This is a genomic window from Nocardioides nematodiphilus (genome assembly GCF_020216525.1).
Taxonomy (GTDB): Bacteria; Actinomycetota; Actinomycetes; order Propionibacteriales; family Nocardioidaceae; genus Nocardioides; species Nocardioides nematodiphilus.
Window position 1 is genome coordinate 546032 of sequence record NZ_JAIWOY010000001.1, and the last position, 25575, is coordinate 571606.

Annotated in this window: 27 protein-coding genes; 18 read left to right on the forward strand and 9 right to left on the reverse strand. The window is 71.9% G+C overall.

Going from position 1 to position 25575, the window contains the following annotated elements; translation table 11 throughout:
- The first annotated feature begins 45 nt into the window (after positions 1–45).
- Both KSO98_RS02670 and KSO98_RS02675 read left to right on the forward strand, forming a co-directional pair.
- Entirely contained in the window at positions 46–366 is a 321-nt protein-coding gene (locus KSO98_RS02670) for a type II toxin-antitoxin system VapB family antitoxin (RefSeq protein WP_225283302.1), read from the forward strand.
- Positions 367–870, forward strand: coding sequence for a LytR C-terminal domain-containing protein (locus KSO98_RS02675; protein ID WP_225283303.1), 504 nt, complete (start codon positions 367–369; stop codon positions 868–870).
- Between the two features lie 85 nt (positions 871–955).
- Here the strand turns inward: KSO98_RS02675 and KSO98_RS02680 are convergent, their stop codons facing one another.
- Positions 956–2446: a potassium/proton antiporter gene (locus KSO98_RS02680; RefSeq protein ID WP_225283305.1), complete on the reverse strand. Its 1491-nt coding sequence runs from the start codon at positions 2444–2446 to the stop codon at positions 956–958.
- 84 nt (positions 2447–2530) lie between these two features.
- Here KSO98_RS02680 and KSO98_RS02685 point away from each other — a divergent pair, with 84 nt between their 5' ends.
- From KSO98_RS02685 to KSO98_RS02700, 4 genes are all read left to right on the forward strand, one after another.
- Complete coding sequence (locus tag KSO98_RS02685) at positions 2531–3700, forward strand: aminotransferase class I/II-fold pyridoxal phosphate-dependent enzyme (protein ID WP_225283307.1); 1170 nt, start codon at positions 2531–2533, stop codon at positions 3698–3700.
- Positions 3701–3764: 64 nt separating this feature from the next.
- Entirely contained in the window at positions 3765–4067 is a 303-nt protein-coding gene (locus KSO98_RS02690) for a putative T7SS-secreted protein (protein WP_225283309.1), read from the forward strand.
- Positions 4064–5290 carry a lipase family protein gene (locus KSO98_RS02695; RefSeq protein ID WP_225283311.1) on the forward strand — a complete coding sequence of 409 codons (1227 nt, stop codon included), beginning with the start codon at positions 4064–4066 and terminating at the stop codon, positions 5288–5290. Before KSO98_RS02690 ends, KSO98_RS02695 begins: the two co-directional genes overlap by 4 nt.
- An 89-nt stretch (positions 5291–5379) precedes the next feature.
- The gene (locus tag KSO98_RS02700; protein WP_225283313.1) at positions 5380–6822 is read left to right on the forward strand and encodes a glycosyltransferase 87 family protein; all 1443 of its coding nucleotides are present in this window, start codon (positions 5380–5382) and stop codon (positions 6820–6822) included.
- Here the strand turns inward: KSO98_RS02700 and KSO98_RS02705 are convergent.
- Positions 6806–8209, reverse strand: coding sequence for a VWA domain-containing protein (locus KSO98_RS02705; protein WP_225283315.1), 1404 nt, complete (start codon positions 8207–8209; stop codon positions 6806–6808). The two genes, KSO98_RS02700 and KSO98_RS02705, sit on opposite strands and share 17 nt — an antisense overlap.
- An 8-nt stretch (positions 8210–8217) precedes the next feature.
- Positions 8218–9144, reverse strand: a complete 927-nt coding sequence (locus KSO98_RS02710; protein ID WP_225283317.1) for an AAA family ATPase — start codon at positions 9142–9144, stop codon at positions 8218–8220.
- 62 nt (positions 9145–9206) lie between these two features.
- Here KSO98_RS02710 and KSO98_RS02715 point away from each other — a divergent pair, with 62 nt between their 5' ends.
- From KSO98_RS02715 to KSO98_RS02730, 4 genes are read left to right on the forward strand one after another with little or no spacing between them, the layout of a single operon-like run.
- Positions 9207–9524: a hypothetical protein gene (locus KSO98_RS02715; protein WP_225283319.1), complete on the forward strand. Its 318-nt coding sequence runs from the start codon at positions 9207–9209 to the stop codon at positions 9522–9524.
- 46 nt (positions 9525–9570) lie between these two features.
- Complete coding sequence (locus KSO98_RS02720; protein WP_225283320.1) at positions 9571–10275, forward strand: response regulator transcription factor; 705 nt, start codon at positions 9571–9573, stop codon at positions 10273–10275.
- A gap of 8 nt (positions 10276–10283) precedes the next feature.
- Positions 10284–11690, forward strand: coding sequence for a sensor histidine kinase (locus tag KSO98_RS02725; RefSeq protein WP_225283321.1), 1407 nt, complete (start codon positions 10284–10286; stop codon positions 11688–11690).
- A complete protein-coding gene (locus KSO98_RS02730; protein WP_225283322.1) occupies positions 11687–12271 on the forward strand; it encodes a DUF3558 family protein in 585 nt (194 codons plus the stop codon). Before KSO98_RS02725 ends, KSO98_RS02730 begins: the two co-directional genes overlap by 4 nt.
- Here the strand turns inward: KSO98_RS02730 and KSO98_RS02735 are convergent.
- From KSO98_RS02735 to KSO98_RS02745, 3 genes are all read right to left on the reverse strand, one after another.
- Positions 12237–13052: a TetR/AcrR family transcriptional regulator gene (locus KSO98_RS02735; RefSeq protein WP_225283323.1), complete on the reverse strand. Its 816-nt coding sequence runs from the start codon at positions 13050–13052 to the stop codon at positions 12237–12239. The two genes, KSO98_RS02730 and KSO98_RS02735, sit on opposite strands and share 35 nt — an antisense overlap.
- A 103-nt stretch (positions 13053–13155) precedes the next feature.
- Positions 13156–14583 carry a glucose-6-phosphate dehydrogenase gene (gene zwf, locus KSO98_RS02740; RefSeq protein WP_225283324.1) on the reverse strand — a complete coding sequence of 476 codons (1428 nt, stop codon included), beginning with the start codon at positions 14581–14583 and terminating at the stop codon, positions 13156–13158.
- A gap of 74 nt (positions 14584–14657) precedes the next feature.
- Positions 14658–16577, reverse strand: a complete 1920-nt coding sequence (locus KSO98_RS02745) for an anthranilate synthase family protein (RefSeq protein WP_225283325.1) — start codon at positions 16575–16577, stop codon at positions 14658–14660.
- A gap of 149 nt (positions 16578–16726) precedes the next feature.
- Here KSO98_RS02745 and KSO98_RS02750 point away from each other — a divergent pair, with 149 nt between their 5' ends.
- The 8 genes from KSO98_RS02750 (at position 16727) to KSO98_RS02780 (ending at position 21270) form a co-directional block, all read left to right on the forward strand.
- Positions 16727–17227 carry a hypothetical protein gene (locus KSO98_RS02750; protein ID WP_225283326.1) on the forward strand — a complete coding sequence of 167 codons (501 nt, stop codon included), beginning with the start codon at positions 16727–16729 and terminating at the stop codon, positions 17225–17227.
- 118 nt (positions 17228–17345) lie between these two features.
- Positions 17346–17681 (forward strand): hypothetical protein, encoded by a 336-nt coding sequence (locus KSO98_RS02755; protein ID WP_225283327.1) that lies wholly within the window; start codon positions 17346–17348, stop codon positions 17679–17681.
- Complete coding sequence (locus KSO98_RS19095) at positions 17678–18028, forward strand: hypothetical protein (protein ID WP_504756268.1); 351 nt, start codon at positions 17678–17680, stop codon at positions 18026–18028. Before KSO98_RS02755 ends, KSO98_RS19095 begins: the two co-directional genes overlap by 4 nt.
- A gap of 724 nt (positions 18029–18752) precedes the next feature.
- Positions 18753–19025 carry a glycine zipper domain-containing protein gene (locus tag KSO98_RS19100; RefSeq protein ID WP_504756270.1) on the forward strand — a complete coding sequence of 91 codons (273 nt, stop codon included), beginning with the start codon at positions 18753–18755 and terminating at the stop codon, positions 19023–19025.
- Between the two features lie 8 nt (positions 19026–19033).
- Positions 19034–19804 carry a TY-Chap domain-containing protein gene (locus KSO98_RS02765; RefSeq protein WP_225283329.1) on the forward strand — a complete coding sequence of 257 codons (771 nt, stop codon included), beginning with the start codon at positions 19034–19036 and terminating at the stop codon, positions 19802–19804.
- Positions 19801–20235: a hypothetical protein gene (locus KSO98_RS02770; protein WP_225283330.1), complete on the forward strand. Its 435-nt coding sequence runs from the start codon at positions 19801–19803 to the stop codon at positions 20233–20235. Before KSO98_RS02765 ends, KSO98_RS02770 begins: the two co-directional genes overlap by 4 nt.
- Positions 20202–20846 carry a hypothetical protein gene (locus KSO98_RS02775; protein ID WP_225283332.1) on the forward strand — a complete coding sequence of 215 codons (645 nt, stop codon included), beginning with the start codon at positions 20202–20204 and terminating at the stop codon, positions 20844–20846. Before KSO98_RS02770 ends, KSO98_RS02775 begins: the two co-directional genes overlap by 34 nt.
- 37 nt (positions 20847–20883) lie before the next feature.
- On the forward strand, positions 20884–21270 hold the full coding sequence (locus KSO98_RS02780) for a TY-Chap domain-containing protein (protein ID WP_225283334.1): 387 nt from the start codon (positions 20884–20886) through the stop codon (positions 21268–21270).
- Positions 21271–21391: 121 nt separating this feature from the next.
- On the opposite strand, the gene KSO98_RS02785 is transcribed toward KSO98_RS02780, so the two are convergent.
- From KSO98_RS02785 to KSO98_RS02795, 3 genes are all read right to left on the reverse strand, one after another.
- Positions 21392–23572 (reverse strand): HelD family protein, encoded by a 2181-nt coding sequence (locus KSO98_RS02785; RefSeq protein ID WP_225283335.1) that lies wholly within the window; start codon positions 23570–23572, stop codon positions 21392–21394.
- 147 nt (positions 23573–23719) lie between these two features.
- Entirely contained in the window at positions 23720–24472 is a 753-nt protein-coding gene (locus KSO98_RS02790) for an enoyl-CoA hydratase family protein (RefSeq protein ID WP_225283337.1), read from the reverse strand.
- Positions 24465–25550 carry a YihY/virulence factor BrkB family protein gene (locus KSO98_RS02795; RefSeq protein ID WP_225283339.1) on the reverse strand — a complete coding sequence of 362 codons (1086 nt, stop codon included), beginning with the start codon at positions 25548–25550 and terminating at the stop codon, positions 24465–24467. Before KSO98_RS02795 ends, KSO98_RS02790 begins: the two co-directional genes overlap by 8 nt.
- Between the last annotated feature and the right edge of the window lie 25 nt (positions 25551–25575).

A 25575-nucleotide genomic window follows, 5' to 3' on the forward strand; every position in this document is an offset into this window, starting at 1 on the left:
GGAACGGTATCCGCGGATCCCAGGTCGTGGCGATAAGGTCGCAGGGTGATCTTCAAGCGCGTCGGCTCGGACCGGCCTTACCCCGATCACGGCCTGACCGCGCGTGAATGGGCCGCCCTTCCGCCGCGTCAGCTGCGCCTCGACGAGCTGATCACCACCAAGGACACGCTCCAGCTCAGCTCCCTGCTGGACGAGGACTCCACGTTCTACGGCGACCTGTTCGCCCACGTCGTGGAGTGGCGCGGCGAGTACTACCTCGAGGACGGCCTGCATCGAGCCCTGCGCGCGGCCCTCCAGCAGCGCCACGTGCTGCACGCGCGGGTCCACACCCTGACCGACGCCGCTGCCGCGCCGCAGGGGGCCTGAGTGCTCCCCGGCCTCCGTACGCTCCTGTCCCTCACGGTGCTGGCCCTGCTCGTGGTCGCCGTCGGCGGCTGGGGCTGGTCGATGCTCACCGAGCCGTTCCCGAAGAAGGCCGAGGCGCCGGTCTGCAGCTCGGTCGACGTGAAGGCGGGAGATCACGTCTTCCCGGCGCAGGTGACCGTCAGCGTCCTCAACGCCTCCAAGCGCGAGGGGCTGGCCGGCCGCACGATGGCCTCGCTGATCGAGGACGGCTTCGCGCGCGGCACCTCGGGCAACGCGTCCAAGCGCGCCGGAGTGAGCACGGTGCAGATCTGGACCAGCGATCCGCAGAGCCCCGCCGTCCAGCTGGTCGCGGCCTGGCTGCCCGGTGCGAAGGTCGTCCGCCACGCGACGACCGACCCCGGCGTGGTGGTCGTGGTCGGCGACAAGTTCGGCGGAGCCGACAACGGCCCGAAGTCGTACACGGCCAAGACCGACGCGACGATCTGCAGCCCGACGCTCTCGTAGGCGACCAGCCGAGCGACGACCGAGCCCGGAGCGCGCGCAGCCGCCGGCCGCGGTCGCGGGAGACCGCCGCGAAGCGCCCCGGGGGCTAGATCCGCCCGACCCAGCCGGCCAGGCGCCCGTGCCGGGAGACCTGGCGCAGCCGACGCTCGGCCTTCTCCCGCAGGGCGCGCGGCACCACGACCAGCATGTCGTCGCCGCGCCGCAGGACGGTGCGCGGCTCGGCCGGGATGCTCTCGCCCTCGCGGATCACCATCGAGACCGAGGCGCCGCGCGGCAGGCGCAGCTCGCCCACCTCGACGCCGTGCAGCAGGGAGGCCGGCGTGATGGTGATCTGGAGCAGGTCGGCCGCGACCCGCTCGAGCACGGCGACCTCGAGCTCGAAGGCGCGCGCGTCACGTGGTTGCACCAGGCCGAGCAGCTTGGCGATGCCGGGCAGGGTCGGCGCGGTGACCAGGGTGTAGACGACGACCAGCACGAAGACCAGGTCGAAGAGGTGGAGCGAGCCCGGCACCCCGTCGGCCAGCGGGATCGTCATCAGCACGACCGGCACCGCACCGCGCAGCCCGGCCCAGCTGAGGAAGATCGCGTCACGCAGACCCAAGGGCTGCACGATCATCGCCACCAGCACGGCCAGCGGTCTCGCCACGAAGGTGAGGACCAGCCCGGCGACCAGGGCGCGCCCGACGATGTCCCAGGTGAGCGTCTCCGGGCTGAGCAGCAGTCCGAGCATGACGAAGAGCCCGATCTGGGCCAACCACGCGACGCCCTCGGCGAAGCCGCGCGTCACCTGCCGGTGCGGCAGCTCGGCGTTGCCGAGCACCACCGCCGCGACGTAGATCGCGGCGAATCCGCTGCCGTGCAGCACCGCAGCGCCGCCGTCGGCGAGGAAGCAGAGCGCCAGCACGCTGATCGAGTAGAGCCCGGAGGTCGGCAGGGAGACCCGGCGCAGCAGCCACGCGCCTGCCGCGCCGACGACGACCCCGATCAGGACGCCGAGCGCCAGCTCACCGGCCACGATGGCCAGCACGACCCACCACGGGTGATCGTGGACCGTGCCGGCCGAGATGAGGCTCACCAGGACGACTGTCGGGGCGTCGTTGAGACCGGACTCGGCCTCGAGCGCGCCGGTGAGCCGCCGGGGCAGCGGCACCACCCGGAGTACGGAGAACACCGCGGCCGCGTCCGTCGGGGAGGTGACCGCGCCGAGGAGGACCGCGAGCTCCCACGGCAGCCCGAGCAGGTAGTGCGCGCCGAGCGCCATCACGCCCACCGAGACAGCGACGCCGATGGTGGCCAGGGAGAGTCCCAGTCGCATCGAGGGACGCAGAACGCGCCATGACGTCGTGACACCGCCCTCCGCCAGGATCAACGCCAGGGCGGCGAAGCCGAGCGAGTGCGCCATCTCGGCGTTGTCGAAGTGGATCCCCAGCCCGGCCTCGCCGAGCGCGACGCCCATCAGGAGATAGACGAGCAGGGACGGCAGCCCGGCGACCGAGGTCAGCCGGACGGCGAGGATGGCGCAGAGGGTGACGGTGGAGCCCACAAGCAGGAAGAGATCGAGCTCATGGATGCTCACGTGTCACCTCGCTCTTTCCAGCAGGGGCGGCGGGGTGCCAGCCTAGAGGACCACGCGACCAGGCCCTGCCCTTAACCTCGGGGCATGGATTCCCGTCTCGGTGTGGCCCGACGCGCGAACGTGCCGCCGTTCCACGTGATGGACATGATCGAGGCCGCCGCCCGGCGCCAGCGCGAGCACGGCGACGTTCTCTCGCTCCTGGCCGGTCAGCCGCTGACCGGGGCGCCCGCTGCGGTGACCGCCGAGGCGATCCGCCTGCTGAGCAGCGGCGATCCGCTCGGCTACACCCCGGCCACCGGCATCCTGGAGCTGCGCGAGGCGATCGCCGGCCACCACCTCCGGACGCGCGGGATCGCGGTCGATCCCGACGACGTGGTCGTGACGACGGGCGCCAGCGGCGGCTTCCTGCTGGCGTTCCTCGCGGCCTTCGAGGCCGGCGACCGGGTCGCGATGGCGCGGCCGAACTACCCCTGCTACCGCAACGTGCTGACCGCTCTGGGCTGCGAGGTGGTCGAGCTGGAGAGCGGCCCGGAGACACGGTTCCAGCCGACCCTTGAGCAGCTCGCCGCCGTGCCCGACCTCAAGGGCGTCGTCATCGCCAGCCCGGCCAACCCGACCGGCACGATCATGCTGCCCGAGGAGCTCGCCGCGATCGCGACGTGGTGCGAGGCCAACGGCGTGCAGCTCATCTCCGACGAGATCTACCACGGGATCGAGTACGGCGCCGGGGCGACCACGAGCAGCGCCTGGGAGACCAGCCGCGAGGCGGTCGTCTTCGCCAGCTTCTCGAAGTACTTCTCCATGACCGGCTGGCGGATCGGCTGGATGCTCGTGCCGCGGCGGCTGCGCCGCGCCGTCGACGTGCTCACCGGGAACTTCACCATCTGCCCGCCGGCGCTGGCGCAGTACGCGGCGGTGGCCGCGTTCAGCGAGGAGTCGTACGCCGAGCTCGACGGGCACGTCGCGCGCTACGCCTCCAACCGGGAGCTGCTCCTGGGCGGGCTCACGGAGCTCGGCATCGACCGGTTCGCCCCGGCCGACGGCGCGTTCTACGTCTACGCCGACGTCAGCCACCTCACCGACGACACCATGGCCTGGGCGAGGTGGCTGCTCGCCACCCACGGGGTCGCACTGGCGCCCGGCGCCGACTTCGACACCGAGGACGGCCATCGCTTCGTCCGCTTCAGCTTCGCCGGGGACGCCCTCGAGATCACCCGGGCGCTCGACCGGTTATCCACAGCCGTGCGCGGCTGACGTTTCGCGGGCTCCTCCGCGGGCAGCGTCCTGGACGGGACGGCACGACCTGAGGAGGAGAACGATGATCGGAGATCCTGGGGCGATCCGCGCCCTGGCCCGTCCCCTGCGCCGCCGCGCCGACGAGCTGCACACCCTGAGTGATCGGCTGCTCGACCAGGCCCGGGCGACGTCCTGGCAGGGCGTGGCGGCCGACGCGATGCTGGTCGCCGTGGGCGGCTCGGCGAACGGCCTGCGGCGCACCGCCGACCTGCACGACGAGGCCGCCGACGCCCTCGAACGGCACGCCGACCACGTCGCCGCGGCCCTGGCCGCGATCGAGGGCGCCCTGCACGCGCTCAAGAGGGTGATGGGAGCGGTGACATGAGCGCCGACATCACCGGGATCAGCGGCGGCCCGGTGCTGAGCGCGGAGTACGACCAGCTGGAGCGGCTCGCCGGGACGTTCGCGCACGCCGGGCTCGTGCTCGGGGAGTGGCTGGCACTGCCGACCGCCACGCTCCTCGACCCCGACCTGGTCGCGTCCGCATCCCTCGCGCCGGTCAGCTTCGCGCAGGTCGAGGCCCGCCTGGGCCTGACCATGATCGGGCCCGACTCGCTGGTCCAGGCGGCCGCCTCGTGGGCCGAGCTCGCCCTCGGCGTGATCGCGGCGCGCGGCGTCATCGAGGAGGTCGACAGCGGCGAGGTGCAGCGGCTGTGGACCGATGCTGACGAGGTGATCCGGCTCAGGACGGCCGGTCTCCCCTCGATGGACACGCTGACCGCAGCGGCCGGGGGCGGCCTCGGCCTGATCACCGCCACTCTCGGCGCAGCGAACGTGAGCGCGGGCGCCGGGCTGCTGGCCCGGCACCAGGGCCCGGACACCGCGACCACCACCCAGCCCGTGACCGTCGGACCGTCCGCGGGCCCGCGGGATCTCGCCGACCTCACACGTCACCTCGGCCTGCTCGCCGACGCGGCCGACGGCAGCGTCGAGGTGCAGACCCTGACGGCGGTGGACGGCAGCATCCGGCACATCGTCTACCTGCCCGGCACCGACGACATGAACCCCTTCAGCCACGACGCGCAGGTCCGCGACATGGCCGAGAACGTCCGCCTCATCGCAGGCGAGCCGACCGCGTACGGCGCCGGGATCCTCGCGGCGATGGCGCAGGCCGGCGTGCGACGGGGGCAACCGGTCCTGCTGGTCGGGCACAGCCAGGGCGGGATGCAGGCGGTCGCGCTCGCCTCGCACGGCACCCCGTACGACGTGACCGACGTGGTCACGCTCGGCAGCCCGACCGCGCAGATCCGGCACTATCCCGCGGGTGTCCAGGTGCTGTCGCTGGAGCACGTCGGCGACGCGGTGCCCGAGCTCGACGGCGCACCGGCCTCGACCAACCCGGCGCAGGTCACCGTCCGCTTCGACGACGGCGTCGAGGGGCTGGTCGCGAACCACTCGTACGGGCACTACCTCGCCGGCTCGCGGGCCGTCGACGCCTCCCACGACGCGACGATCCGGGCGAACGTCGGTGGCCTGGGCAACTTCCTCGCCCCCGGCCAGCACGCCACCTCGCACGTCTTCCAGATCACCCGCGTCCGGGGCGGTTGATGAGAGCTTCCTGAGCGCACGGCCGTGGTCACCTGATTAGCGCCGCCGAACCTCTCGTCCGGGCGTCTCCTCGGTGTCACTCTTCCCCTGTGCGTCGTGTCGTCCTGCCCGTCATCGCGGTGGCCGCGCTGGCCGTCCGGCTGGTGCCGTTGCTGGCCGCGTCCGGGCTGGTGAGCGTCGATCACTATGACGACGGCGTCTACTACGCGGCGGCCGCGTCGCTCGTCGACGGCCGGCTGCCGTACCGCGACTTCGTGCTGCTCCACCCGCCGCTGATCGCGTTGGTGCTGACGCCGTTCGCCGCTCTCGGCCGGCTGACCAGCGACCCGACCGGCTTCCTCCTCGCTCGCCTGGCCTGGATCCTGGTCGGCACCGCCACCGCGGTGCTCGCGGCGCGCTTCGCCGCTCGCTGGGGCACCGGGGCCGCTCTCGTCGCGGGACTGTGGGTGGCGTGCTCGGCCACCGCCTCGTACGCCTCGCAGAGCACGTTCATCGAGCCGGCCGCCGATCTCGCGCTCCTGGGCGGCGTGGTGCTGATCTCCGGCGACCACGAGCGCCCTCGGCGCGAGCTGGCCGCCGGCGTCCTGCTCGGCGTCGCCCTCACCGGGAAGATCTGGTACGTCGCACCGGTCGGCGTCCTGCTGCTGGTGCTCCTGCTCCAACGTCGGTTCCGGCCGGCGCTGCGGGCCGCCGCGACCGCGTCGGTGACCGCCACCGCCATCCTGCTGCCGTTCTTCGTCGCGGACCCCGCCGCCATGTGGCGGATGGTGGTCCACGACCAGCTGACGCGCCGCCCGACCGAGCGGGCGACGCTCGCCGACCGGCTCGCGCTCGGCACCATCGGGCACGACCTCGGCCTCGGGCACCCGGGGATGGTGGCCGCAGCCACGGTCGCGACGGTGCTCCTGGTCGCGGCCACCGTGGCCATCGCACGGTACGAGCGGCAGGCCTGGCCGGTGGCTGCCGTGGCGGCCGCCACGCTGGGGCTCCTCCTGCTCAGCCCGAGCAGCTTCCGGCACTACGGCTCGCTGACCGCGGCGCCGGTCGGGATCACCCTCGCGGTCGGGCTCTCGCTCCTCGGACCACGGATGCTCCCGCACGGACGCACACGGCGGGTCGCCACCGTCGCGCTGGTGGCCACGATCGCGGCCACCGGTGTGCTCACGATCGCGACCTCGCACCTCCGCCCCTTCCCCCGGGCGCAGGTCGCCGCCGTGCTGCCCGCGGGCTGCATCACAGCCGACAGCCCGAGCTCGCTCATCCTCACCGACCGGCTCACCAGCGACCTCCGCGACCGCTGCCCGGTGCCGGTCGACGTCAGCGGGACCAGCTACGGCGTCGGGATCGCCCGGAGCCGCGACGTGCCCTACCTGACGTGGCTGCGGGGCTACCTCACGTCGGGGAGCGCGATGATCCTGACCCGCCGGCCGCACGGCGACGGGCTGAGCCGGCCGGAGCTCGCCGCCCTCGGCCGCCCCGTCTACGACAGCGGCCGGGTACGGGTGCAGCTGCCGCTCAGGCGAGGTCCTTGATGAAGGTCTGCAGCTGGACCAGGTTGCGGCACTCCACCATCGGCACGAGCGCCGCATAGCGGGAGGCCGCCGAGTCGCCGGTGTCCCACTGGCGCCGCACCTCCGGGTTGAGCCACCACTGGTGACGGCTGCGGTCGACGACCTCCTGCAGCGCGGGCAGCGCGAGGTCGGCGTAGTTGGAGCGGGCGTCGCCGAGGATGAGCACCGACGACTTCGGGGTGAGGGCGTCGCCGTGCAGCTCGACGAAGCGGGTGAGCGCGCGGCCGTAGTTGGTCCGACCCATCCGGGCGGCGTGCGCCGAGGACTCGACCAGGCCGGTCATCACGTCGACCAGGTCGGCTCCCGGTCGGAACTGGTCGGTGACCTCGACGATGTCGTCGACGAACGTGAAGGCGCGGACCTTGGTGAAGACCTCGCGCAGCGCGAAGACCAGCATCAGGGTGAAGGTGGCGAAGTTGGCCACCGAGCCGGACACGTCGCACAGCACCACCAGCTCGCTGCGGTGGGGCCGCTTCGGCTTGTGGTGGGTGGTGATCGGGACACCGCCGGAGGCCATCGAGGCGCGGACCGTACGACGGAAGTCGAGCGGGCCGCGATGACGCGACCGCTGCTCGCGCGCCAGCCGGGTGGCCATCCGGCGGGCGAGCGGATAGAGCTCGCGGCGCAGCTCCTCGACGTCGGCTCGGCGCATGTGCAGGAAGTCGAGCCGGTCGATCGTCGGACGCACCGTCACCTGGGCGATGTGCTCGGGCCCCTTCTCCTCCGCGATCCGGCGCCGCGCGTCGGCCTCGACCATCGCGACGTAGGAGCCCGTACGACGCCCGGCGGCGCGCTCGGCCTCCTCCTCGGTCCAGCCGTGGCTGCGCAGCGCCTCGGCCAGCCGCTGGGTGAGATCGTCGGTGGAGAGCCGGCGCAGCGCGGTGTAGGACGACCACGACGACAGCCCCGGCCCACGCCCCGGCATCGACCCGAACCGGCCGACCGCCTCGGCCGCGAGCTCGCGCAGCCGCTCCACGTCATCGGCCGCCAGCGCCTCGAGGATCTGCTCCTGCATCGCGGCGAGCGCCTCGCCGTTGTCCATCGACTCGGCCCTCGGGCCACCCTCAACCGGCCCTCCGGCGCCGTCGACCTGGCCCTCGAGCAGACCGTCGGCGGCGCCCTCCCCGACCAGCCGCGGGAAGTAGAGCTCGAAGAGCTGGTCGAAGGTCGCCCGCTGACCCTGCCGCTTGACCACCGTGGCCGCGTACACGTCGCGCACGGTCGTCCGTGACGACCAGCCGACCGCACCGAGCGCGGTGACCGCGTCCAGGTCCTCCGACAGCGAGACCGGGAGCCCCGCGCCGCGCAGGGCCTCGAGGAACGCGATATGCCGATCGAGCAGGGTCATCGACGCGCCTAACGGAACGGGTGGGCCGACGTCGTGCTCGCGACCGGGCCGCCGGTGGCGAGTCGCAGCTCGCGGCGCGCCCGGTCCTGGTCCGAGACGTGCTTGAGCACCACGCCGAGGGTGGCGTCGATGGTGGCGGCGTCCAGCGTGCCGGCCTGCAGCGCGATCAGGGTGCGCGCCCAGTCGACCGACTCCGCGATCGAGGGCGCCTTCTTCAGCTCCAGCTCGCGCAGCCGCGCCACCACGTCCACGAGCTGTGCGACCACGCCCTCGTCGAGCTCCGGTACGTGCCGGGTGACGATCTCGCGCTCCCGCGACGCCGACGGATAGTCCAGGTGCAGGTAGAGGCAGCGGCGCTTCACCGCCTCGGAGAGCTCGCGGGCGGCGTTGGAGGTGAGCACGACGAACGGGCGGCGCACCGCCTCGATCGTGCCGAGCTCGGGCACGGTCACCTGGAAGTCGGACAGCACCTCGAGCAGCAGGCCCTCCACCTCGACGTCGGTCTTGTCGACCTCGTCGATGAGGAGCACCGTCGGCTCCGTGCGGCGGATGGCGGTGAGCAGCGGGCGCGACAGCAGGAACTCCTCGCCGAAGATCTCGTCGTGTGCCTCGGCCCAGCTCTGCGACCCGGTGCCCTCGACGCCGGCGGCCTGGATCCGCAGCAGCTGCTTCTTGTAGTTCCACTCGTACAGGGCCCGCGCCTCGTCGAGGCCCTCGTAGCACTGCAGCCGGACCAGCTCGGCGTCCGCGGCCCGCGCGACCGCCTTCGCGAACTCGGTCTTCCCGACGCCGGCCGGGCCCTCGATCAGCACCGGCTTCTCCAGCGCACCGGCCAGGAAGGCGACCGTCGCGGTCGCCTCGTCGGCGAGGTAGCCCGTCGCACCCAGGCGGGTGAGGGCGTCGGACGGCGAGGAGAACCAAGCGGGAGCTGCCATGCAGGGCATCTTGCCCTACTGGCGTCACGTCCTGGGCGGAGCCTCGTTGAGCCTGTGTGCAGTTGTTCCGCCACCTCCTCGGGATCGTCTTGGGCCTGGCCCTGACGGCGCTCGTGGTGATCCCGGTGACCGCCGCCGTCGTCTCCTCCGCCGAGGAGGACACGCCGCACGGATCGGTGACCGCGGGCCTGGCGCGCGACCTCACCACCCCCGCTGCGGACGTGCCGGATCGCTGTCACGGCACCGGCGCGCTCATCCGCACGCATGGCCGGATCCACCAGGTCAGCCTCGCCCGCGGTCTGCGGACCTACGAGCACAAGGCGCCCGGCACGTTTCTCAGCCTGTGCCCACGCGGGGACGCGACACCTCAGGGTTCGTGAGCCGCAATCTCAGCGCCGGCTCAGCCAGCGATGGCACAGTGACCCCGTGAGCACTCCGAGCCCTGGCAAGCCGCGCGCGCTGGTCGTCGACGACGACAAGGCCGTCCGGGAGTCGCTGCGTCGCTCGCTGGAGTTCAACGGGTACGACGTGGTGCTCGCCTCCGACGGCGCCGAGGCGCTGGCCGGCATCTCCGCCGCCGCCCCCGACATCGTCGTGATGGACGTGATGATGCCGCGCCTGGACGGCATCGAGACCACGAAGGCGCTGCGCCAGGCCGGGAACGACCTCCCGATCATCGTGCTCACCGCCCGCGACGCGGTCGGCGACCGGGTCGACGGTCTCGACGCCGGCGCGGACGACTACCTCACCAAGCCGTTCGCACTGCAGGAGCTCCTCGCCCGGATGCGGGCGCTGCTGCGCCGCGCCGTCCCGACCGCGCCCGGCGAGAGCGACGAGGTCCTCTCCTACAGCGACCTCACGATGAACATCGCCTCGCGCGAGGTCACCCGCGCGGGTCGCTCGATCGAGCTGACCCGCACCGAGTTCACCCTGCTCGAGATGTTCCTGCGCCGGCCCAAGCGGGTGCTCGAGCGCTCGTTCATCCTCGAGGAGGTCTGGGGCTACGACTTCCCGACCACCGCCAACTCCCTCGAGGTCTACGTCGGCTACCTGCGCCGCAAGACCGAGGCGGAGGGCGAGTCGCGACTGCTGCACACCGTGCGCGGCGTGGGGTACGTGCTCAAGGAATGACCCCCGAGATGACGCTGCCCTTCCCTCAGCGCGTCGCACTCGCCTGGCACCGCCGATCGCTCGCCAGCCGCGTCACGTTGCTCACCACCCTCGCCGTCGGCCTGGTCGTCGCCCTGATCGCGGTGACCGGCTACTTCACCGTCCGCATGCAACTGCAGTCGACGACCGACGAGTCGCTCGTGCAGCGTGCCCGCACCGCGGCGGCGAGCTACAGCAGCCCGGTCGGCCAGCCGGTGCCGCTGTGGGTCCTCGGCGCCGGCGAGACCCGGGTGGCGGTCCTCGCCGCCGGCAGGGTCTACAAGCCCGACTTCGACTCGCGGCCCTTCCCCGAGCCGGGCGCGCCCGAGCGGGCGGTCGCCGACGGTCAGACCACCGGAAGCCTGCGCACCATCTCCGCGGGCGGCGTGACCTATCGGGTCGCGGCAGTCCCCCTCACGCGCGGCAGCGCCCTGGTCGTCGCCCAGTCCCTGGAGTCCCAGGAACGGGTCCTGGCCAAGCTCGGGATCCTGATGCTCATCCTCGGCCTGGCCGGGGTCATCGCCGCCGGCTTCGCCGGCTGGGGCGTCGCGACCGGGGGCCTGCGGCCGGTGCGCCGGCTCACCGACGACGTCGAGCGGATCGCCCGTACGGAGGACCTCACGCCGATCCCGGTCGAGGGCCATGACGAGATCGCCCGGCTCGCCACGTCCTTCAACGGCATGCTGATCGCGCTCTCCGCCTCCCGTGACCGGCAGCGCCAGCTGGTCGCCGACGCCGGCCACGAGCTGCGCACCCCGCTCACCTCGATGCGGACCAACATCGACCTGCTCACCCAGGCCGGCCTCTCCCTCACGGAGGCACAGCGCGAGGAGCTCCTCGACGACGTCCGCGCGCAGATGGAGGAGCTCACCACCCTCATCGGCGATCTGGTCGAGCTCGCCCGCGACGAGCCACTGCCGCCGGTTGTCGAGACCGTCGAGCTACCCGAGGTCCTCGACCACGCCGTCACCCGCGTGCGCCGCCGCGCCCCGTCCTTGGCGTGGGTCGTCGAAGCGGAGCCGTGGTGGGTCGTCGGCGAGGCCCCCGGCCTGGAGCGCGCCATCACCAACCTGCTGGACAACGCCGCGAAGTTCTCCCCCGACGGCGCCACCGTGCACGTGTCCCTCGACAACGGCGTCCTCACCGTCGACGACGAGGGCCCCGGCATCCCCGAGGACGACCTTCCGCACGTCTTCGACCGGTTCTACCGCGCCATGGAGTCGCGCTCGATGCCCGGCTCCGGCCTCGGCCTGTCGATCGTGCGCCAGATCGCCGAGCGCCACGGCGGTACGGTCACCGCCAGCCGTTCCCCGTACGGTGGGGCGCGCCTCGAGTTGCGCCTGCCCGGCGCGGCCGCGCCCATGCCCCGGACGACACCTGTGGAGATCTCCTCGTGAACCTGACGCGCGCTGCGCTCCTGCTCCTCGCGCCGCTCGCGCTCGCCGGCTGCGGCGGTGCAGCGGACAACGGCGCCACCAGCGACCCGACGCCGGCGCCCGCCTCCGCGAGCACCCCGGCCACGTCCAGTGCTTCGTCCAGTGCTTCGCCGACCGGCAAGCCGTTCAACCCGTGCGACGGCCTCGATGTGGCCGCCATCTCCCAGGCACTCGGCTCGCCGCTGAAGCTCGCCACCGGCACCGCAGCTGAGCCGCGCTGCGCGCTGCTGCCGAAGAAGCACGGCGACCCGACCTTCGAGCTCTCCTACCTGTGGTTCGACGGCGGGCTCGACGCGGCCTGGCAGGCCATCACCGACAAGCCGGCCGGCGCGGTCACCGAGCCGCAGATCAAGGGCGCCGACGCGACCAAGCTGATCGTGCAGCGGAAGAAGAGCGGTTACCTGGTGTCGGCGTTCATGCAGAACGGCGACCTCATCCAGTCGCTCAACGGCGCCGCCCTGCCGCCGTACGACGCCAGCGCGATGCAGCGTGCCACCACGGCGATCCTCACCCAGCTCTCGGCGGCTGCCCCGGCCGGATGATCGTGTAGGGCGGCCGGGTCGCCTCCTCGAACGATCGTGCAGGGATCGGGGCTGCCTCGTCCGCGTCGAACGATGGTGCGGCGAGCGAGCGCCGCCACTGCGGAGCGGACATCTGTTCGACAGGAGGGCCCTTCTCCTGCGGAGCGGACATCTGTTCGGCGTCGTCGGAATGCCCCGCCGAACGGGACAGCTGTTCGACGCGCGCCACGGGGTCGCCGCCGGCGAACATCTGTGCGGCCCCGAGCAGGATCAGCGTGCACGCGACCTCGAACTCCGCTCGGGCGGCGGCGCGATCCGGGTGGCGGCGCGCGTCCCAGAGCGCGACGGCACTGGCGTGGAGCGCGTCGACCGTCGGGGCGTCGATCGGCCGTGGAGGGTCGTACCTGCTCCACGAGCGCGCCGGGACATAGCGCTGCACCCAGACGACGAGCAGCTCCCGCTCGAAGGCGACGATCTCCTCGAGCACCTCGGCGAGCGCCGGGTCGGAGCGGGCGAGCTCGTCGTAGGCGAGCCGCAGGCGCGCATGCTCCATGCCCCTGTCCTCGGCCGGGATCGGGTGCCGATCCAGCGTCTGGCGCCACCGGACGCCGAGCGCCAGCAGCGCCCTGCGATGTAGCTCCCGCTTGCTGCCGAACCATGCCAGCAGCGTCGAAGGGCTGCGCGACGCCGTACGGGCGATCTCACGCAGGCTCGGGGAGTCGAGCCCGACGCGCGCGACGAGCGTCGAGAGCGCGACCCGAGCGTCCTCGCCCTCGTACTCCCGGAGCAGTGTGAAGTCCATGTCAGGACCCTAGGGAGCGATCCGCCGTGACGGGTCGCCGTGGAGCTCACCTGTGGATGAGCGTGTCCCGAAGCCCTCCTGTGGACGATTTCCGGCCGGCGGCTCAGGCCCGCCAGGTCCGCTCGAACGGCAGCCGCCACGCGTGCGGCGCGATCAGCTGGTGGATGGCGTTCGGACCCCAGGAGCCGGGCGAGTACAGCCGCACCGGCGGCGGGCTGTCGAGCAGCGGCTGGGAGACCTCCCAGAGCGTCTCGATGCCCTCGGCGGTGGTGAAGAGGGTGTGGTCGCCGCGCATCGCGTCGTGGATGAGCCGCTCGTACGCCTCCAGCACGCCGGTCGACGTCGAGGTCTCCGAGGTGTCGAACTGCATGGAGAGCTTCTCCAGCTTCATGCCCGGACCCGGGCGCTTGCCGTAGAACGACAGCGACATCTTGGACTGGTCGGCCAGGTCGAAGGTCAGGTGGTCCGGACCCTGCGTGCCGGCGTTGGAGCCCGCCGGGAACATCGTCAGCGGGGGCTCCTTGAACGCGATCGAGATGATGCGCGCGCCCTCGGCCATCTTCTTGCCCGTCCGGAGGAAGAACGGCACGCCGGCCCAGCGCCAGTTGTCGATCTCGACCTTGAGCGCCACGAAGGTCTCGGTGTCGGAGTCGTCGGCGACCTCGTTCTTGCCGCGGTAGCCGGTGTACTGACCGCGCACGACGTTCTTCGGGTCGAGCGGGCGGATGGAGCGGAAGACCTTGTTCTTCTCATCCGAGATCGGGCCCGACGCCAGCGACGTCGGCGGCTCCATCGCCATGAAGGCGAGGATCTGCATGAGGTGCGTGACGACCATGTCGCGGTAGGCGCCGGTGCCCTCGTAGAAGGCCGTACGGCCCTCGAGCCCGAGCGTCTCGGGGACGTCGATCTGGACGTGATCGATGAAGTTGCGGTTCCAGATCGGCTCGAACAGACCGTTGGCGAAGCGGAAGGCGAGGATGTTCTGCGCCGCCTCCTTGCCCAGGAAGTGGTCGATGCGGAAGATCTGCTCCTCGGCGAACACCTCGTGGATCTTGGCGTTGAGCTTCTTCGCGGAGGCCAGGTCGGTGCCGAACGGCTTCTCCATGATGATCCGGGCGCGCTCGACCAGGCCGGCCTCCTCGAGCTGCCGGATGACGTCGAGCGCGGCCTTCGGGGGCACGGAGAGGTAGTGCAGGCGGCCGATCGTTCGCCCGAGCGGCTGGAGCTGGCGCTCGGCCTCGCGGACCTTGTCGGCGAGCGCGTGCGGGCCCTTGGTCGTCGGGACGTAGGCGAGCATCTTCTCGAACGGCGCCCAGCGCGCGTCGGTGACGTCGCCCTTGCCGAACTCCTCACACGCCTGGCGCGCGAGCTTGGCCCACTGCTCGGTGTCGATGTCCTCGAGGGAGGTGCCGACGATCATCGCGTCCTTGAGCAGACCCGCCTCGAAGAGCCGCAACAGCCCGGGCAGGAGCTTGCGCTTGGCGAGGTCTCCGGTCGCACCGAAGAGCACGATGACGTGCGGCTGCTCCATGTCGTCCACGGTACTCACTTTAGTGGAGACCATGCGGGCGTCGATGAGGACGCCGCTACTCGCCGGTCACCGCGTCATTCGGGGAGGACGACGCCCCGGACGAGGTCGTGGATGATGTCGAAGCCGCGCTCGGTCAGGATCGACTCCGCGTGGAACTGGATCCCCCGGAAGTGCGGACCCGTGACGGCGTGGATGTCGCCGGTCTGGGGGTCCGCGTCGACCGTGACGCCCTCGGGCAGGGCGGCGTCGCCGACCCGCCCGACGAAGGTGTTGTAGAAGCCGACCCGCTCCGTACGGCCGTCGAGGTCGACGGCCGACTGCGTCCCCTGGAAGACGATGTCCTTGTAGTGCAGACCGAGGCCGAGCTGGTGGCACAGCGCCTGGTGACCGAGGCAGACCGACAGGAAGGGCTGGCCCGACTCGAGCAGCTCGGAGACGGCCGCGCGCAGCTGCGCCATCTTCGGGTCGGCGTCGTCGCGCGGGTCGCCGGGACCCGGCCCGACGATGACCAGGTCGGCGCCCGTGAAGCAGCCGTGCAGGTAGTCCTCGTGCCGGATCACCGTGGAGGTGATCCCCATCCGCAGCAGCATGTGCCGCAGCATGTTCACGAAGTCGTCCTCGCCGTCGAGGATGACCGCGGTCTTGCCGATCAGGCGGTGGTCCACCGGGGAGCCGGACTGGTTGGCCAGCCAGAAGCCGGACAGGCGCCGGTTGCGACTGTTGAGCTCGATCATCACGTCCTCGTCGAGGACCAGCTCGGCGGGGTTGATCGCCAGCGCGGGCGCCGGCGGGACCAGCCCGAAGGCGCCGAGGATGCCGCCGGCCTTGGCGTGGGTCTCCGCGACCTCGTAGGCCGGCTCGGAGTCGCGCACCAGGGTCGCGCCGGCGCTCACCTTGAGGTGGCCGTCGAGCGATACGTCGGCGGAACGGATCACGATGGGGCTGTCGACGACCGGCCCGCCGGCCTCGTCGCGCCCGAAGATCGCCAGCGCGGCGCCGTAGTAGCCGCGGCCCTCCGGCTCGTACTGCTTGATCAGGCGGCACGCGTTCTCGACCGGCGACCCGGTGACGGTGGCGGCGTACATCGTGTCGCGCAGGATCTCGCGCGGGTCGCGGTTGGAGCGACCGGCCAGCAGGTACTCGGTGTGGATCAGGCGCGACATCGGCTTGAGGAACGGGCCGAGGACCTGGCCGCCCTCGGTGCAGATGTCGCACATCATCTTGAGCTCCTCGTCCACGACCATGAAGAGCTCGTAGATCTCCTTCTCGTCCTTGAGGAACTCCAGGAGCTGCGGCTTCAGGTCGCTGGCGCTCTCGACGCCGACGGGCAGGCGGAAGGTGCCGGAGATGGGGTTCATCCGCACGTCGCCGCCGGTCACGCTGACGTGGCGCTCCGGTGAGGCGCCGATCAGGTAGCGGTCGCCGGTGAAGAAGACATAGGTCCAGTACGCGCCGCGCTCGCGCTCGAGCAGGCGGCGGAAGACGGCGAGCGCCTTGGCGGTGTTCCAACCCTCGATCTCGGCGCGGTAGTGCCGGCCGATGACGAGGTTGGCGCCCTCACCCTGGCCGATCTCCTCCTCGATGATCTGCCGGACGAGCTGCTCGTACTCCTCGTCGGAGGTGTCGAAGCCGCCGCGGTCGGTGAACTCGACCGGCTGCTCGTCGATCGCCGCGATCACGTCGGCGACGGAGAACTCGTGCTCCTCGGCGACGTCGACGACGACCAGCGGGGTGCCGTCGTCGTGCGCCTCGAAGCCGCGCTCGGCGACCTGGCGGAACGGCACCGCGACCAGCCGGTCGGCGACGTGGCCGTCGGCCGGCGTACCGGTCTCGAGCGGGATGTCGAGGATCGAGTCGGCCACCCAGCGCTCGCCGCCGAGGAGCCCGACGGTGTCGCGGTCACCGGCTCGGGTGGAGCGCCGGATGATCGCCCACGCCCCGTGCCCGGTGATCGCCTCGATCGCGGTGCGGGCATCAGTAGCGTGGGAGGTCATGGCGGAAGCGTAGTTGGGCGCCACCCCCGCTCACCCCCGGGTTTCATGCGGTGGTCTTCTCGACTCGCTGTTTCGTTTCGTGCGACGCGCGACATGTAGGAGGTGCACGCGTCGGATCTCCGGCATCCCAAGCTTTGAGGAGCACGAATATGACGAACCTGCGTACGGGCCTCGGCGCCCTCGCCGCCACGGCCGCCCTGACCGCCGCCGGCATCGGCACCGCGGCTGCCGCCACCCACGCCCCCCACGGCCACGGGCACGGCGTCACCGCTAGCGGCCCCTGCGCGATCCAGCAGGCCCAGGTCGACAAGGCCCAGGCCAAGCTCGACGCGCTCACCGCGAAGTTCGCCGCCGCCAAGAAGACGGTGAAGGAGGACAAGCGCGACCTCACCCACGGCTCCGCGACCGGCCAGGAGAAGAAGGCCCTCGCCGCCGCCAAGGAGAAGAAGGCCCACATCGCCAAGGCGAAGAAGGCCCAGGTCCAGCGCCTCGCCCACGCCACGGCGCGCCTGCAGAAGTGCCTCGCCGGCGTGAGCGCCACCTCGACCCCGACCGAGTCGGAGTCCGTCACCCCCAGCGAGACGGCGACCACCACGCCGACCGAGTCCGCGTCGACCAGCGCGTCGATGTCCGCCTCGGCCACGGCCTGAGCCATCTCGTAGCGAGGGCGAGCGCCCCGTCTCCTGCTGTTCCACGCAGGGGACGGGGCGCTCGTCGTCCCCGGGCACGTGACGTTTGTCCACGCCCCGGGCGGGTATGACGGTCCGCGTGGTGATCCCGAACGACGGCACCGGCAGCCCCAGCGCGCCGTTGCGGCTGACCTCTCAGGCCGCTGCCACCGTGAAGAAGCGCTTCGAGCACGCCTCGCAGGACCTCACCGGCCACCTGAACGGCATGGCCGGCCTCAGTGGCGCGATCAGCGAGGGCGCCGGTGAGCTGAGCGGCGACATCGAGGCCGACGTCCTGGCGTTCCTCCAGTCCTGGACCAGCGCGTTCGACGTCCTGTCGACCTCGACCGCCCTCATCGCCGGCAACACCAACAACCTCGCCGTCGACCTGGATGCGCTGGATCGCGGGAGCACGATCGATCTGAGCGGCTCATGACCGGCCACTTCCACGTCGAGCTGCACCCGCAGGTGCTGCGCAAGGCCGCGCGCGGCATCGCCACCCTCCAGGAGGACCTGGCCAAGCGGGCCACGGCGATCGGCAACACCCCCGACGAGATCCGTGGCGAGTGGACCGGCGAGGCCGCCGACGCGACGCTCCCCGAGATGGCGGGAGTCGCCGGCCACCTGCGCTCGTACAAGCCCGAAGCTCCAGGCGGTGCACGACGCGCTCACCGCGCTGGCCGCCACGTACGAGACCGCGCAGTCCGACATCGCCGGCTACAACCGGCGCTGGACGGCGGCAGACACGGCGCATCAGAGCGCGATCGACGGCGCCACCGGTAACGACACGGCGAAGAGCACAGCCAAGGACGACGCCGACGCCGCCCGGACCAGGGCCCGGACCGCGATCGAGGCCGACTTCGCGACCACGCACCAACACCTGGTGTCCAGGACCAAGCACCTGGGCGACGTGTTGCGCAGCCACCTGCCGGTCCCGGTGATCCCCGCGAGCGGCCCGGGCAAGAACCCGACGGTCGACCCGGCCCGGATGCTGCTCACCCTCAGCATGACGGCCGCCTACGAGGTGAAGGACGATCTGCCGGCGTCCCAGGACGGCGCCCCGAAGCCGACCGACGGTGAGCTCGTGAAGCTGATGTCGAAGGCCGGCGAGGTGGTGCGCAAGGAGACCGGGAAGTACTTCGACACCTGGGGCGGCTTCAAGCCGCCGGACGACATGGGCCCCGTGACCGGCGCGCTCTACGCGCTCGGTCTCACCAGCAACGTCGCCAGCGCCGGCGCGGACGTCGCGCTCAAGCACCTGCTGCAGAACTTCCAGCCGCTCATCGACGGCCACCGCTACAAGCAGACCGGCCTCCCGAAGTCGTTCAGCCAGTTCTGGGAGCGGCTGAAGGCCGCCAACACCGACCGGAACTGGCGCGCCAAGCCCTACAAGGCGCTGCTGCGCGGGAAGTGGGAGACCGCGGGCAAGTGGATCAACCGCGGCGGCTCGGTCGTCGCGGGTCTCGCCGCCGGCGTGGACGAGTTCCTGAAGAGCGACGAGAAGGAGATGGACAAGCGCGTCGCCGAGGCGACCACCGTCGCCGCCACCACCGCGGTAGGCGCCTACGCCGGCGCGGAGGCGGGTGCCTGGGCCGGCGGCGCCATCGGGACGGCGATCTGTCCGGGCGTCGGTACGGTCATCGGGGGCTTCGTCGGCGCCGGCATCGGCGGCTTCGTCGGCTCCGAGGTGGGCCAGGAGGTCGGCAGCGTGGTCAAGGACGGCGTCGGCGACGCGGTCGACGCCATCGGGGACGCCGCCAGCCATCTGAAGTTCTGGTAGGGAGAAGCATGGCTCTCGTACTGATCATCGGCGTCCCCCTGGCCGTGTGGGGGACCTGGCTGCGCCTCGGCCGCACCCCCAGCGCCCGGCGCTGGGCGAGTGGGGACAGTCCGGAGCGTTCGATGTTCAGCATCCCGTTCTTCGGAGGAGCGCTCGTGCTGATCGCGGCCGGCGCTCTGGCCCACGGCGTCCGCGCCCTCGCCACGGTGCTCACCCTGGCCGGAGTCGTGTGCTTCCTCATCGCCCTCGTCTTCGGCATGCTCCGCGCTCCCGCGCCGGCGTTCCTCAAGCCCCGCTGGTACCGCGAGATCGAGAAGCGCACCCCCACGAAGCGCGCGCCGCGGAAGGCCCACTCGGTCGCGGAGCCCCCGGCAGCACGGACGGCGCCCACGGTCGAGCCGGCCTGGAGGCCCGTACGCGACGCCCTGCGTGCCGACGTCACCGCGTTGCAGCCCGAGGGACTCGTCGAGCTCAGGGCCGACGCCCAGCACTACGTGCTGATCTACCACTACGGCGACCGGCTCTCCGTCGACTGCGCCGGCTCGCAGGCGTGGGGAGGCGACGCGCCGGTCACCGCCGCCCAGGAGGAGCGCCTCCTCGCCCTGGGATTCACCACCCCGCTGCAGCGTCGTCGTGAGATCGAGACCACGACCTCGTACCGCTGCACCATCGCGACCGATCGCCCCGAGCACGCGCAGGAGGCCGCCGACCTCGCTGTGACGGCGCTCTCCATCCTCGGGGTGCAGCCCGACGCCCACCTCGACCAGGTGCGCTCGTGAGGCTCGAGCTGCTCGGCTCCTCGGTCGAGGTGCCCGACGGGTGGGAGCTGGCCGACACCGCCGCTCTCGAGCCGGCCGAGGGCGATGGCTTCCGCGCGTCCGCCGTGCTGAGCGCGGAGCCGCTCGGCGACGTCGACTTCAGCACCTGGCAGGACACCGCGGACGCGGCCGCGCCGTCGGTGCTCACCGACTTCCGGCTGATCGACCGCGAGCACGTCACCGTCGACGGGCACCCTGGTGGGCGCCGCGTCGCGCACCACCTCGCACCGACCGGGCACGCTCTGGTGATGGAACAGTGGGTCACCGTGCTCGACGCGGTCGGCTGGACGCTCACCCTCACCGTGGACGCACCCCGCTACGACCTGCTCGCGGACCCGTTCGCCGGCATCGCGTCCTCGTGGCGCCTCCCGGAGGCGGTGACGCGGCCGTGATGCGGGTGGAGGGCGGCGAGGTCCGCGGGACGATGGCGCAGTTCGAGGCGCTCGCCGCCGGCGAGGGCCGCGAGGCCGTACGGGAGATCCCGGGCCTGGTCGAGGCCCTGGCCGCGATCGAGGCGCCCCTGGTCCGGCTGCAGCTCAACACCGCCACCCGGACGACCAGCCGGATGACGTTCGGCTGGTGCGGTCCCGACGCGATCGCGCTGCTGATCCAGCTCGGGCCCGAGTGGCAGCTCCTCCCCGTCCCGCTCGACCAGCTGCCGATCCTGCTCGCCCGGCTGACCGGGCTGCACCCGGTGACGCCTGCGGGGCGGGAGCCCGTCGTGGGCGCCGACCCGTTCGACCGGCTGCTCAGCGATGACGAGGCCGCCCGCGTCGCTGCCTTCGACGCGTACGACGCGGCGCTGGCCTTCACCCTCGGCCTGGCCTCGGCCGACGACGAGTGGCGGCTGGCGGGCCTCACCGGACCCAGCGGCTCCTGGCTGCTCGACGGCGTCGACGGCGGCGACGAGTGGCGGCTCGTGCCCGTCCGCGCTTCGACCGTGTACCGCCGACTCACCGCGATCCTGCCCGGCCTCCTCGCCCCGGCCCTGTCGGCCTCATGATGGGACGCGACCCGTGGTGACGCCCTACGCTCGACGGGTGGATTCTCAGTGGACACCCGTACGAGACGCGCTGCGCGCTGACGTCGCGGGCCTGGCGCCGCACGGCTCGGTGATGCTGACCGCGGATGCCCAGCGGTTCGTCGAGATCTATCACGAAGGCGAGCGGCTGAGCGTCGACTGTGCGGGCTCCCAGGCCTGGGGCGGCCCGGCGCTGACCGACGCGGATCAGGACGCGGCGCTGACGGGTCTCGGCTTCACCACCCCGACGGACCGGCGCGATGAGACCGAGGTGCACTCGTCCTTCCGCATCCACCTCCCGGCGGATCGGCCGGAGAGCGCCGATCGGGCCGCTGACCTGGCGGTCGCCGCTCTGGCGATCCTCGGCGTGCAGCCGACCGACCACCTGGCGCGAGACGTCTCGTGAGACTCGCCCGCGCGGCGATGTAGCAGATCGGGACCCTGGCGACAGGTATGAGTAGCGGGACTGGGCCCGCACCCCGGACGAGAGGGGCACACTGCAGCGGCTGTGTGCCTCTCTCTCGGTCTCAGGACACCGTGCTGAGCAGCTGCGTCGCGCGGGTGAGGACGACGTAGAGCGTGGCGCGGCCGGTCGGGGACTCGTCCTCGATCTCCTGCGGGCGCACCACCACGATCGCGTCGAACTCCAGGCCCTTGGTGTCCAGTCCGGTCAGCACGACCAGACGGTCCTCGCCGCTGGGCACCGCATCGGCGTCCCTCGACGCGGCCACAGCCGCGGGTGCCTCGTCGGAGACCTCCGGCCAGGACGCGAGCCAGCCGTTGACCTCGCCGCGACGGGCGAGCGGCACCACGATGCCGACGGTGCCGGCGACCTCGCCGGCCAGCCGTACGACCTCCTCGCGGACCGCCGCCTCCAGGTCCGGCACGCCCTCGATCACGACGGGGTCGATGCCGGTGGAGCGGACCGCGGTCGGCAGGTCGGCGTCCAGCCCGACGCGCTCCGCGTAGGCCGCGGCGTACGCGTAGATCTCGGAGCTGTTGCGGTAGTTGGTCGCGAGCCGGAAGGAGTGGATCGCCTTGCCCTCGAGTGCCTCGGCGCGCGCGGCGGCGGCCTCGGCCGGGATCGGCCACGACGACTGCGCCGGGTCGCCGACGATCGTCCACGACGCGGTGCGGCCGCGACGACCGACCATCCGCCACTGCATCGGCGTCAGGTCCTGCGCCTCGTCGATGAGGACGTGGGCGAACGGGTCGTCGTCGAGGCGGTACGTCGGCGCCTTCCAGCTCGGGCCGGAGGAGAACTCGCGGTCCGAGGACGTCATCAGCTCCTGGACGTTGATACCCAGCTCGGGGTCGAAGTCACGCTCGTCGGCGGCCTGCTCGGGCACGTCACCGATCGCGTAGCGCAGCTCGTCGAGGAGCGGGATGTCGTCGATGGAGAGGTCCATGACCCCGGGCCCCGTCGAATTCCAGGACTTGAGCAGCAGCCGCTGCTCGTCGGAGCTGAGGAGGCCGTCGGAGACCCGCGCCAGGAACTCGCCGTCGCGCAGCCACGACAGGACCGTACGGGCCTCCAGCGGCGGCCACCAGGCGTGCACGAAGTCGAGGAACTTCGGGTTGTCGAGCAGCTCGTCCTCGAACGCCTCCTTGCCGCGCTCGCGGCCGCGCTCGCCGCGGACCTGGCGCCACAGGGTGTTCAGCAGCTCCTGCGGCACGCGCCGGATCTGCTGGTTGCGTCGCCCGCCGCCCATCAGCTGGCGGCGCAGCTGGCCGAGCTTGCCGCGGTCGAGGCGCAGCACGTCGTCGCGGTAGAAGATGGTGAACTCCCCCGGCGAGCCGGGCACCTGCTGGCGGGCCGTCCGACGCAGCACCTCGGCCATCCGGGCCGAGCCCTTGACCGCGGCCACGGCCGGGTCGTCGTGCCGGGTGGCTCGGACGCCGTCGACGACCTCGCCGAGGGAGCGCAGCGCCACGGCGGTCTCGCCGAGCGAGGGCAGCACCCGGGCGATGTAGTTCATGAAGACGCCGGACGGGCCGACGATGAGCACGCCGCCGGCCTCGTACTTGCGACGGTCGCTGTAGAGCAGGTAGGCCGCGCGGTGCAGCGCGACGACGGTCTTGCCGACGCCCGGGCCGCCGGAGATCGTGACGACGCCCTTGGCGGGCGCGCGGATCGCCTTGTCCTGCTCGGCCTGGATGGTGGCGACGATGGAGTGCATCGTGCGGTCGCGGGCGCGCGACAGCTGCGCCATCAGCGCGCCCTCGCCGATGATCGGGAGGTCGGTGTTCGCCTCGGCGTCGAGCAGCTCGTCCTCGACCCCGACGACGGTGCGGGCCTCGTTGCGCAGCACCCGACGCCGGACGACCTTCTGCGGCTCCGCGGCGGTGGCCTGGTAGAACACCGCGGCGGCCGGAGCGCGCCAGTCGATCAGCAGCGAGTCGCGGTTCGCGTCGCGCAGGCCGATCCGGCCGATGTAGCGCGGCTCGGGGTCGAGCTCGGGCAGCATGTCGAGGCGGCCGAAGACCAGGCCCTCGTGGGCCGCGTCGAGCTGCGCGATGCGGCGCGCGGCCTGGAACAGCATCGCGTCGCGCTCGACGAGGCCGCCCTCGTGCTCGAGACGGCCGCGCTCGCGGCCCTCGGCCGCCAGCGCCTCGGCGGCCTTCGCCGACTCCTCCAGCTGGACGTAGACCCGATCGACGAACTCCTGCTCGCGACCGATCTCCTGCTGGATCAGATCATCACTCAACGCTGTGTTCTCCACGTCTCGCGCCACTGCTGCCCGGATGCGGGCGGCAAGGAGAAGACTCTACCGGCAGGCGCTGCGCACCGGTTCATCACGGTAGGTACGTCAACCGACGCTTCCTGTGGGGAATTCCGTATGGGGGGGCGCCGCCTACTTCGACAAGAAGGCGAGCATCGCCTCGCGGGCGGCGTCGGAGCCGAAGAGCCGGGCGGACAGCGCGGCCACCTCCTCGGCGTGCGCGTCGATGTTCGCGAGCAGCGCGGCGTTGATCAGTCGCTTGGTCTCGCGCAGCCCCTGGGGCGCTCCGGTGGCGAGCTCGGCGGCCACCCGCGTGATCTCTGCGTCCAGCTCCCCGGCCGGGACCGTCGTCGTGACCAGGCCCATCTCCACCGCCTGGGCGGCCGTGAACCTCTCCCCGGTCAGGCACGTGTACGCGGCCGCCCGGCTGGTCATCCGGGGCAGCACGGTGAGCGAGATGGCGGCGGGGGCGAGGCCGAGCTTGACCTCGGTGAGCGCGAAGGAGGCGACGTCGGCCGCGATGGCGATGTCGCAGGCGGCGACCAGGCCGATGCCGCCGGCTCGGACAGCGCCCTGCAGTCGGCACACGACCGGCTTGGAGTGGGCGACGATGGTGCGCTGCAGTCGCGCGATGGTCCGCGGCCCGTCGGCGAAGTCCGCTCCGCCGGAGGCCTCCGAGAGGTCGGCCCCGGAGCAGAACACCGTGCCGGTCGCGGCGAGCACCACGACCCGGACGGCATCGTCGTTCTCGGCGCGCTCGAGACGCTCGAAGAGCTCGCCGATCAGCTGGGCGGAGAGCGCGTTGCGGTTGTGCGGGGAGTCCAGGGTGATCGTCGCGATCGCGTCGGCGACCTCGTAGTGGACCAGCTCGGCTCGATCAGTCATCGGTCTCCTCCAGGGGCAGCTCGAGCTGGGCCAGCTCGTCGCGGGTCTTCTTGCGGGACTTGGCGAGCCACGAAGGGTCCATCACGATCTCGTGGGTGTGGCCGTCGCGGCCGTCGAACGTCACCGCGACGGTCTGGAAGCCCTTGTGCCGCTGCATCAGCGCGTAGCCGGCGTACGCCCGGCGGTCGGCCTCGGTGAGGTCGACCCGGTCGGTGAAGGGCGTCAGCAGGGCGCGCGGCCACAGCCGGCGGGCCAGCACGACGTTGACCTCGATGCCGAGCACCCCCATCACCGAGGCGATGTAGAGCAGCCCGACGAGACCGAGCACGAGGGCGAAGGTCTGGTTCATGCCGGAGGTCGCCTGGATGACGTTCTCCACGTAGATCGCGCCGATCCACTGCAGCGACTGCCACATCAGCGCCAGCGTGAACGCACCGGGGGCGGCGTTCCTGAGCGGGTGGTCGCGGGTGGTCGCGAGCCGGAAGAGGATCGTGATCATCAGGCCGATGATCACGAACGAGCCGAGCTGGATCAGCCAGCGCAGCCAGCCGCTCGTCGGCGTGGAGCCCATGATGTCGGTGTGCGCGCCGACGGTCGCCAGCACCGAGACGCCGAGCACCGCGACGCCCGCGGTGGCCAGCAGCACCAGCGAGCGCAGCCGCAGCAGGATCGGGTTGGGGCGGCTGTTGCGCGGCACCGACCAGGCGATGTTGACGGTGTTCTGGATCGCCTGGCCCAGACCCATCGCGCCGTACGTGGCGGTGAGACCACCCACGATGATGCCGCTGGTCGAGCCGCGCAGCTCCTGGCGGCCGAGCTCGTCGCCGATGATCGGGAACTGCCGCAGTGCCGAGTTGAGCACCTCCTGCTGGAGGTGCGGGTTGCCCTGCAGCACGAAGCCGAGGATCGAGGAGCCGAGCAGCAGCAGCGGGAAGATCGCGATGAAGGCGTAGTAGGTCACGATCGCGGCCAGGTAGTTGCCCTGGTCGTCGAAGAACTTGTAGATCACTGCCAGCGGGAAGGCGATCGGTGTGAACCGCCGCTGCCCGCGGTCGATCGCTTGCACCACCCCCGCCACGGGAGCAGGGTATCCGTACAGGCAT

What these genes read in the sequence shown, in the direction of transcription:
- KSO98_RS02705 (WP_225283315.1), bottom strand. Translation starts at nt 8,209, where the DNA reads ATGACCCTGCTCGATCGGCATATCGCGTTCCTCGAGGCCCTGCGCGGC.
- KSO98_RS02695 (WP_225283311.1), top strand. Translation starts at nt 4,064, where the DNA reads ATGAGCGCCGACATCACCGGGATCAGCGGCGGCCCGGTGCTGAGCGCG.
- KSO98_RS02790 (WP_225283337.1), bottom strand. Translation starts at nt 24,472, where the DNA reads ATGACTGATCGAGCCGAGCTGGTCCACTACGAGGTCGCCGACGCGATC.
- KSO98_RS02685 (WP_225283307.1), top strand. Translation starts at nt 2,531, where the DNA reads ATGGATTCCCGTCTCGGTGTGGCCCGACGCGCGAACGTGCCGCCGTTC.
- KSO98_RS02765 (WP_225283329.1), top strand. Translation starts at nt 19,034, where the DNA reads ATGGCTCTCGTACTGATCATCGGCGTCCCCCTGGCCGTGTGGGGGACC.
- KSO98_RS02725 (WP_225283321.1), top strand. Translation starts at nt 10,284, where the DNA reads ATGACGCTGCCCTTCCCTCAGCGCGTCGCACTCGCCTGGCACCGCCGA.
- KSO98_RS02735 (WP_225283323.1), bottom strand. Translation starts at nt 13,052, where the DNA reads ATGGACTTCACACTGCTCCGGGAGTACGAGGGCGAGGACGCTCGGGTC.
- KSO98_RS02750 (WP_225283326.1), top strand. Translation starts at nt 16,727, where the DNA reads ATGACGAACCTGCGTACGGGCCTCGGCGCCCTCGCCGCCACGGCCGCC.
- KSO98_RS02745 (WP_225283325.1), bottom strand. Translation starts at nt 16,577, where the DNA reads ATGACCTCCCACGCTACTGATGCCCGCACCGCGATCGAGGCGATCACC.
- KSO98_RS02710 (WP_225283317.1), bottom strand. Translation starts at nt 9,144, where the DNA reads ATGGCAGCTCCCGCTTGGTTCTCCTCGCCGTCCGACGCCCTCACCCGC.
- KSO98_RS19095 (WP_504756268.1), top strand. Translation starts at nt 17,678, where the DNA reads ATGACCGGCCACTTCCACGTCGAGCTGCACCCGCAGGTGCTGCGCAAG.
- zwf (WP_225283324.1), bottom strand. Translation starts at nt 14,583, where the DNA reads ATGGAGCAGCCGCACGTCATCGTGCTCTTCGGTGCGACCGGAGACCTC.
- KSO98_RS02690 (WP_225283309.1), top strand. Translation starts at nt 3,765, where the DNA reads ATGATCGGAGATCCTGGGGCGATCCGCGCCCTGGCCCGTCCCCTGCGC.
- KSO98_RS19100 (WP_504756270.1), top strand. Translation starts at nt 18,753, where the DNA reads ATGGACAAGCGCGTCGCCGAGGCGACCACCGTCGCCGCCACCACCGCG.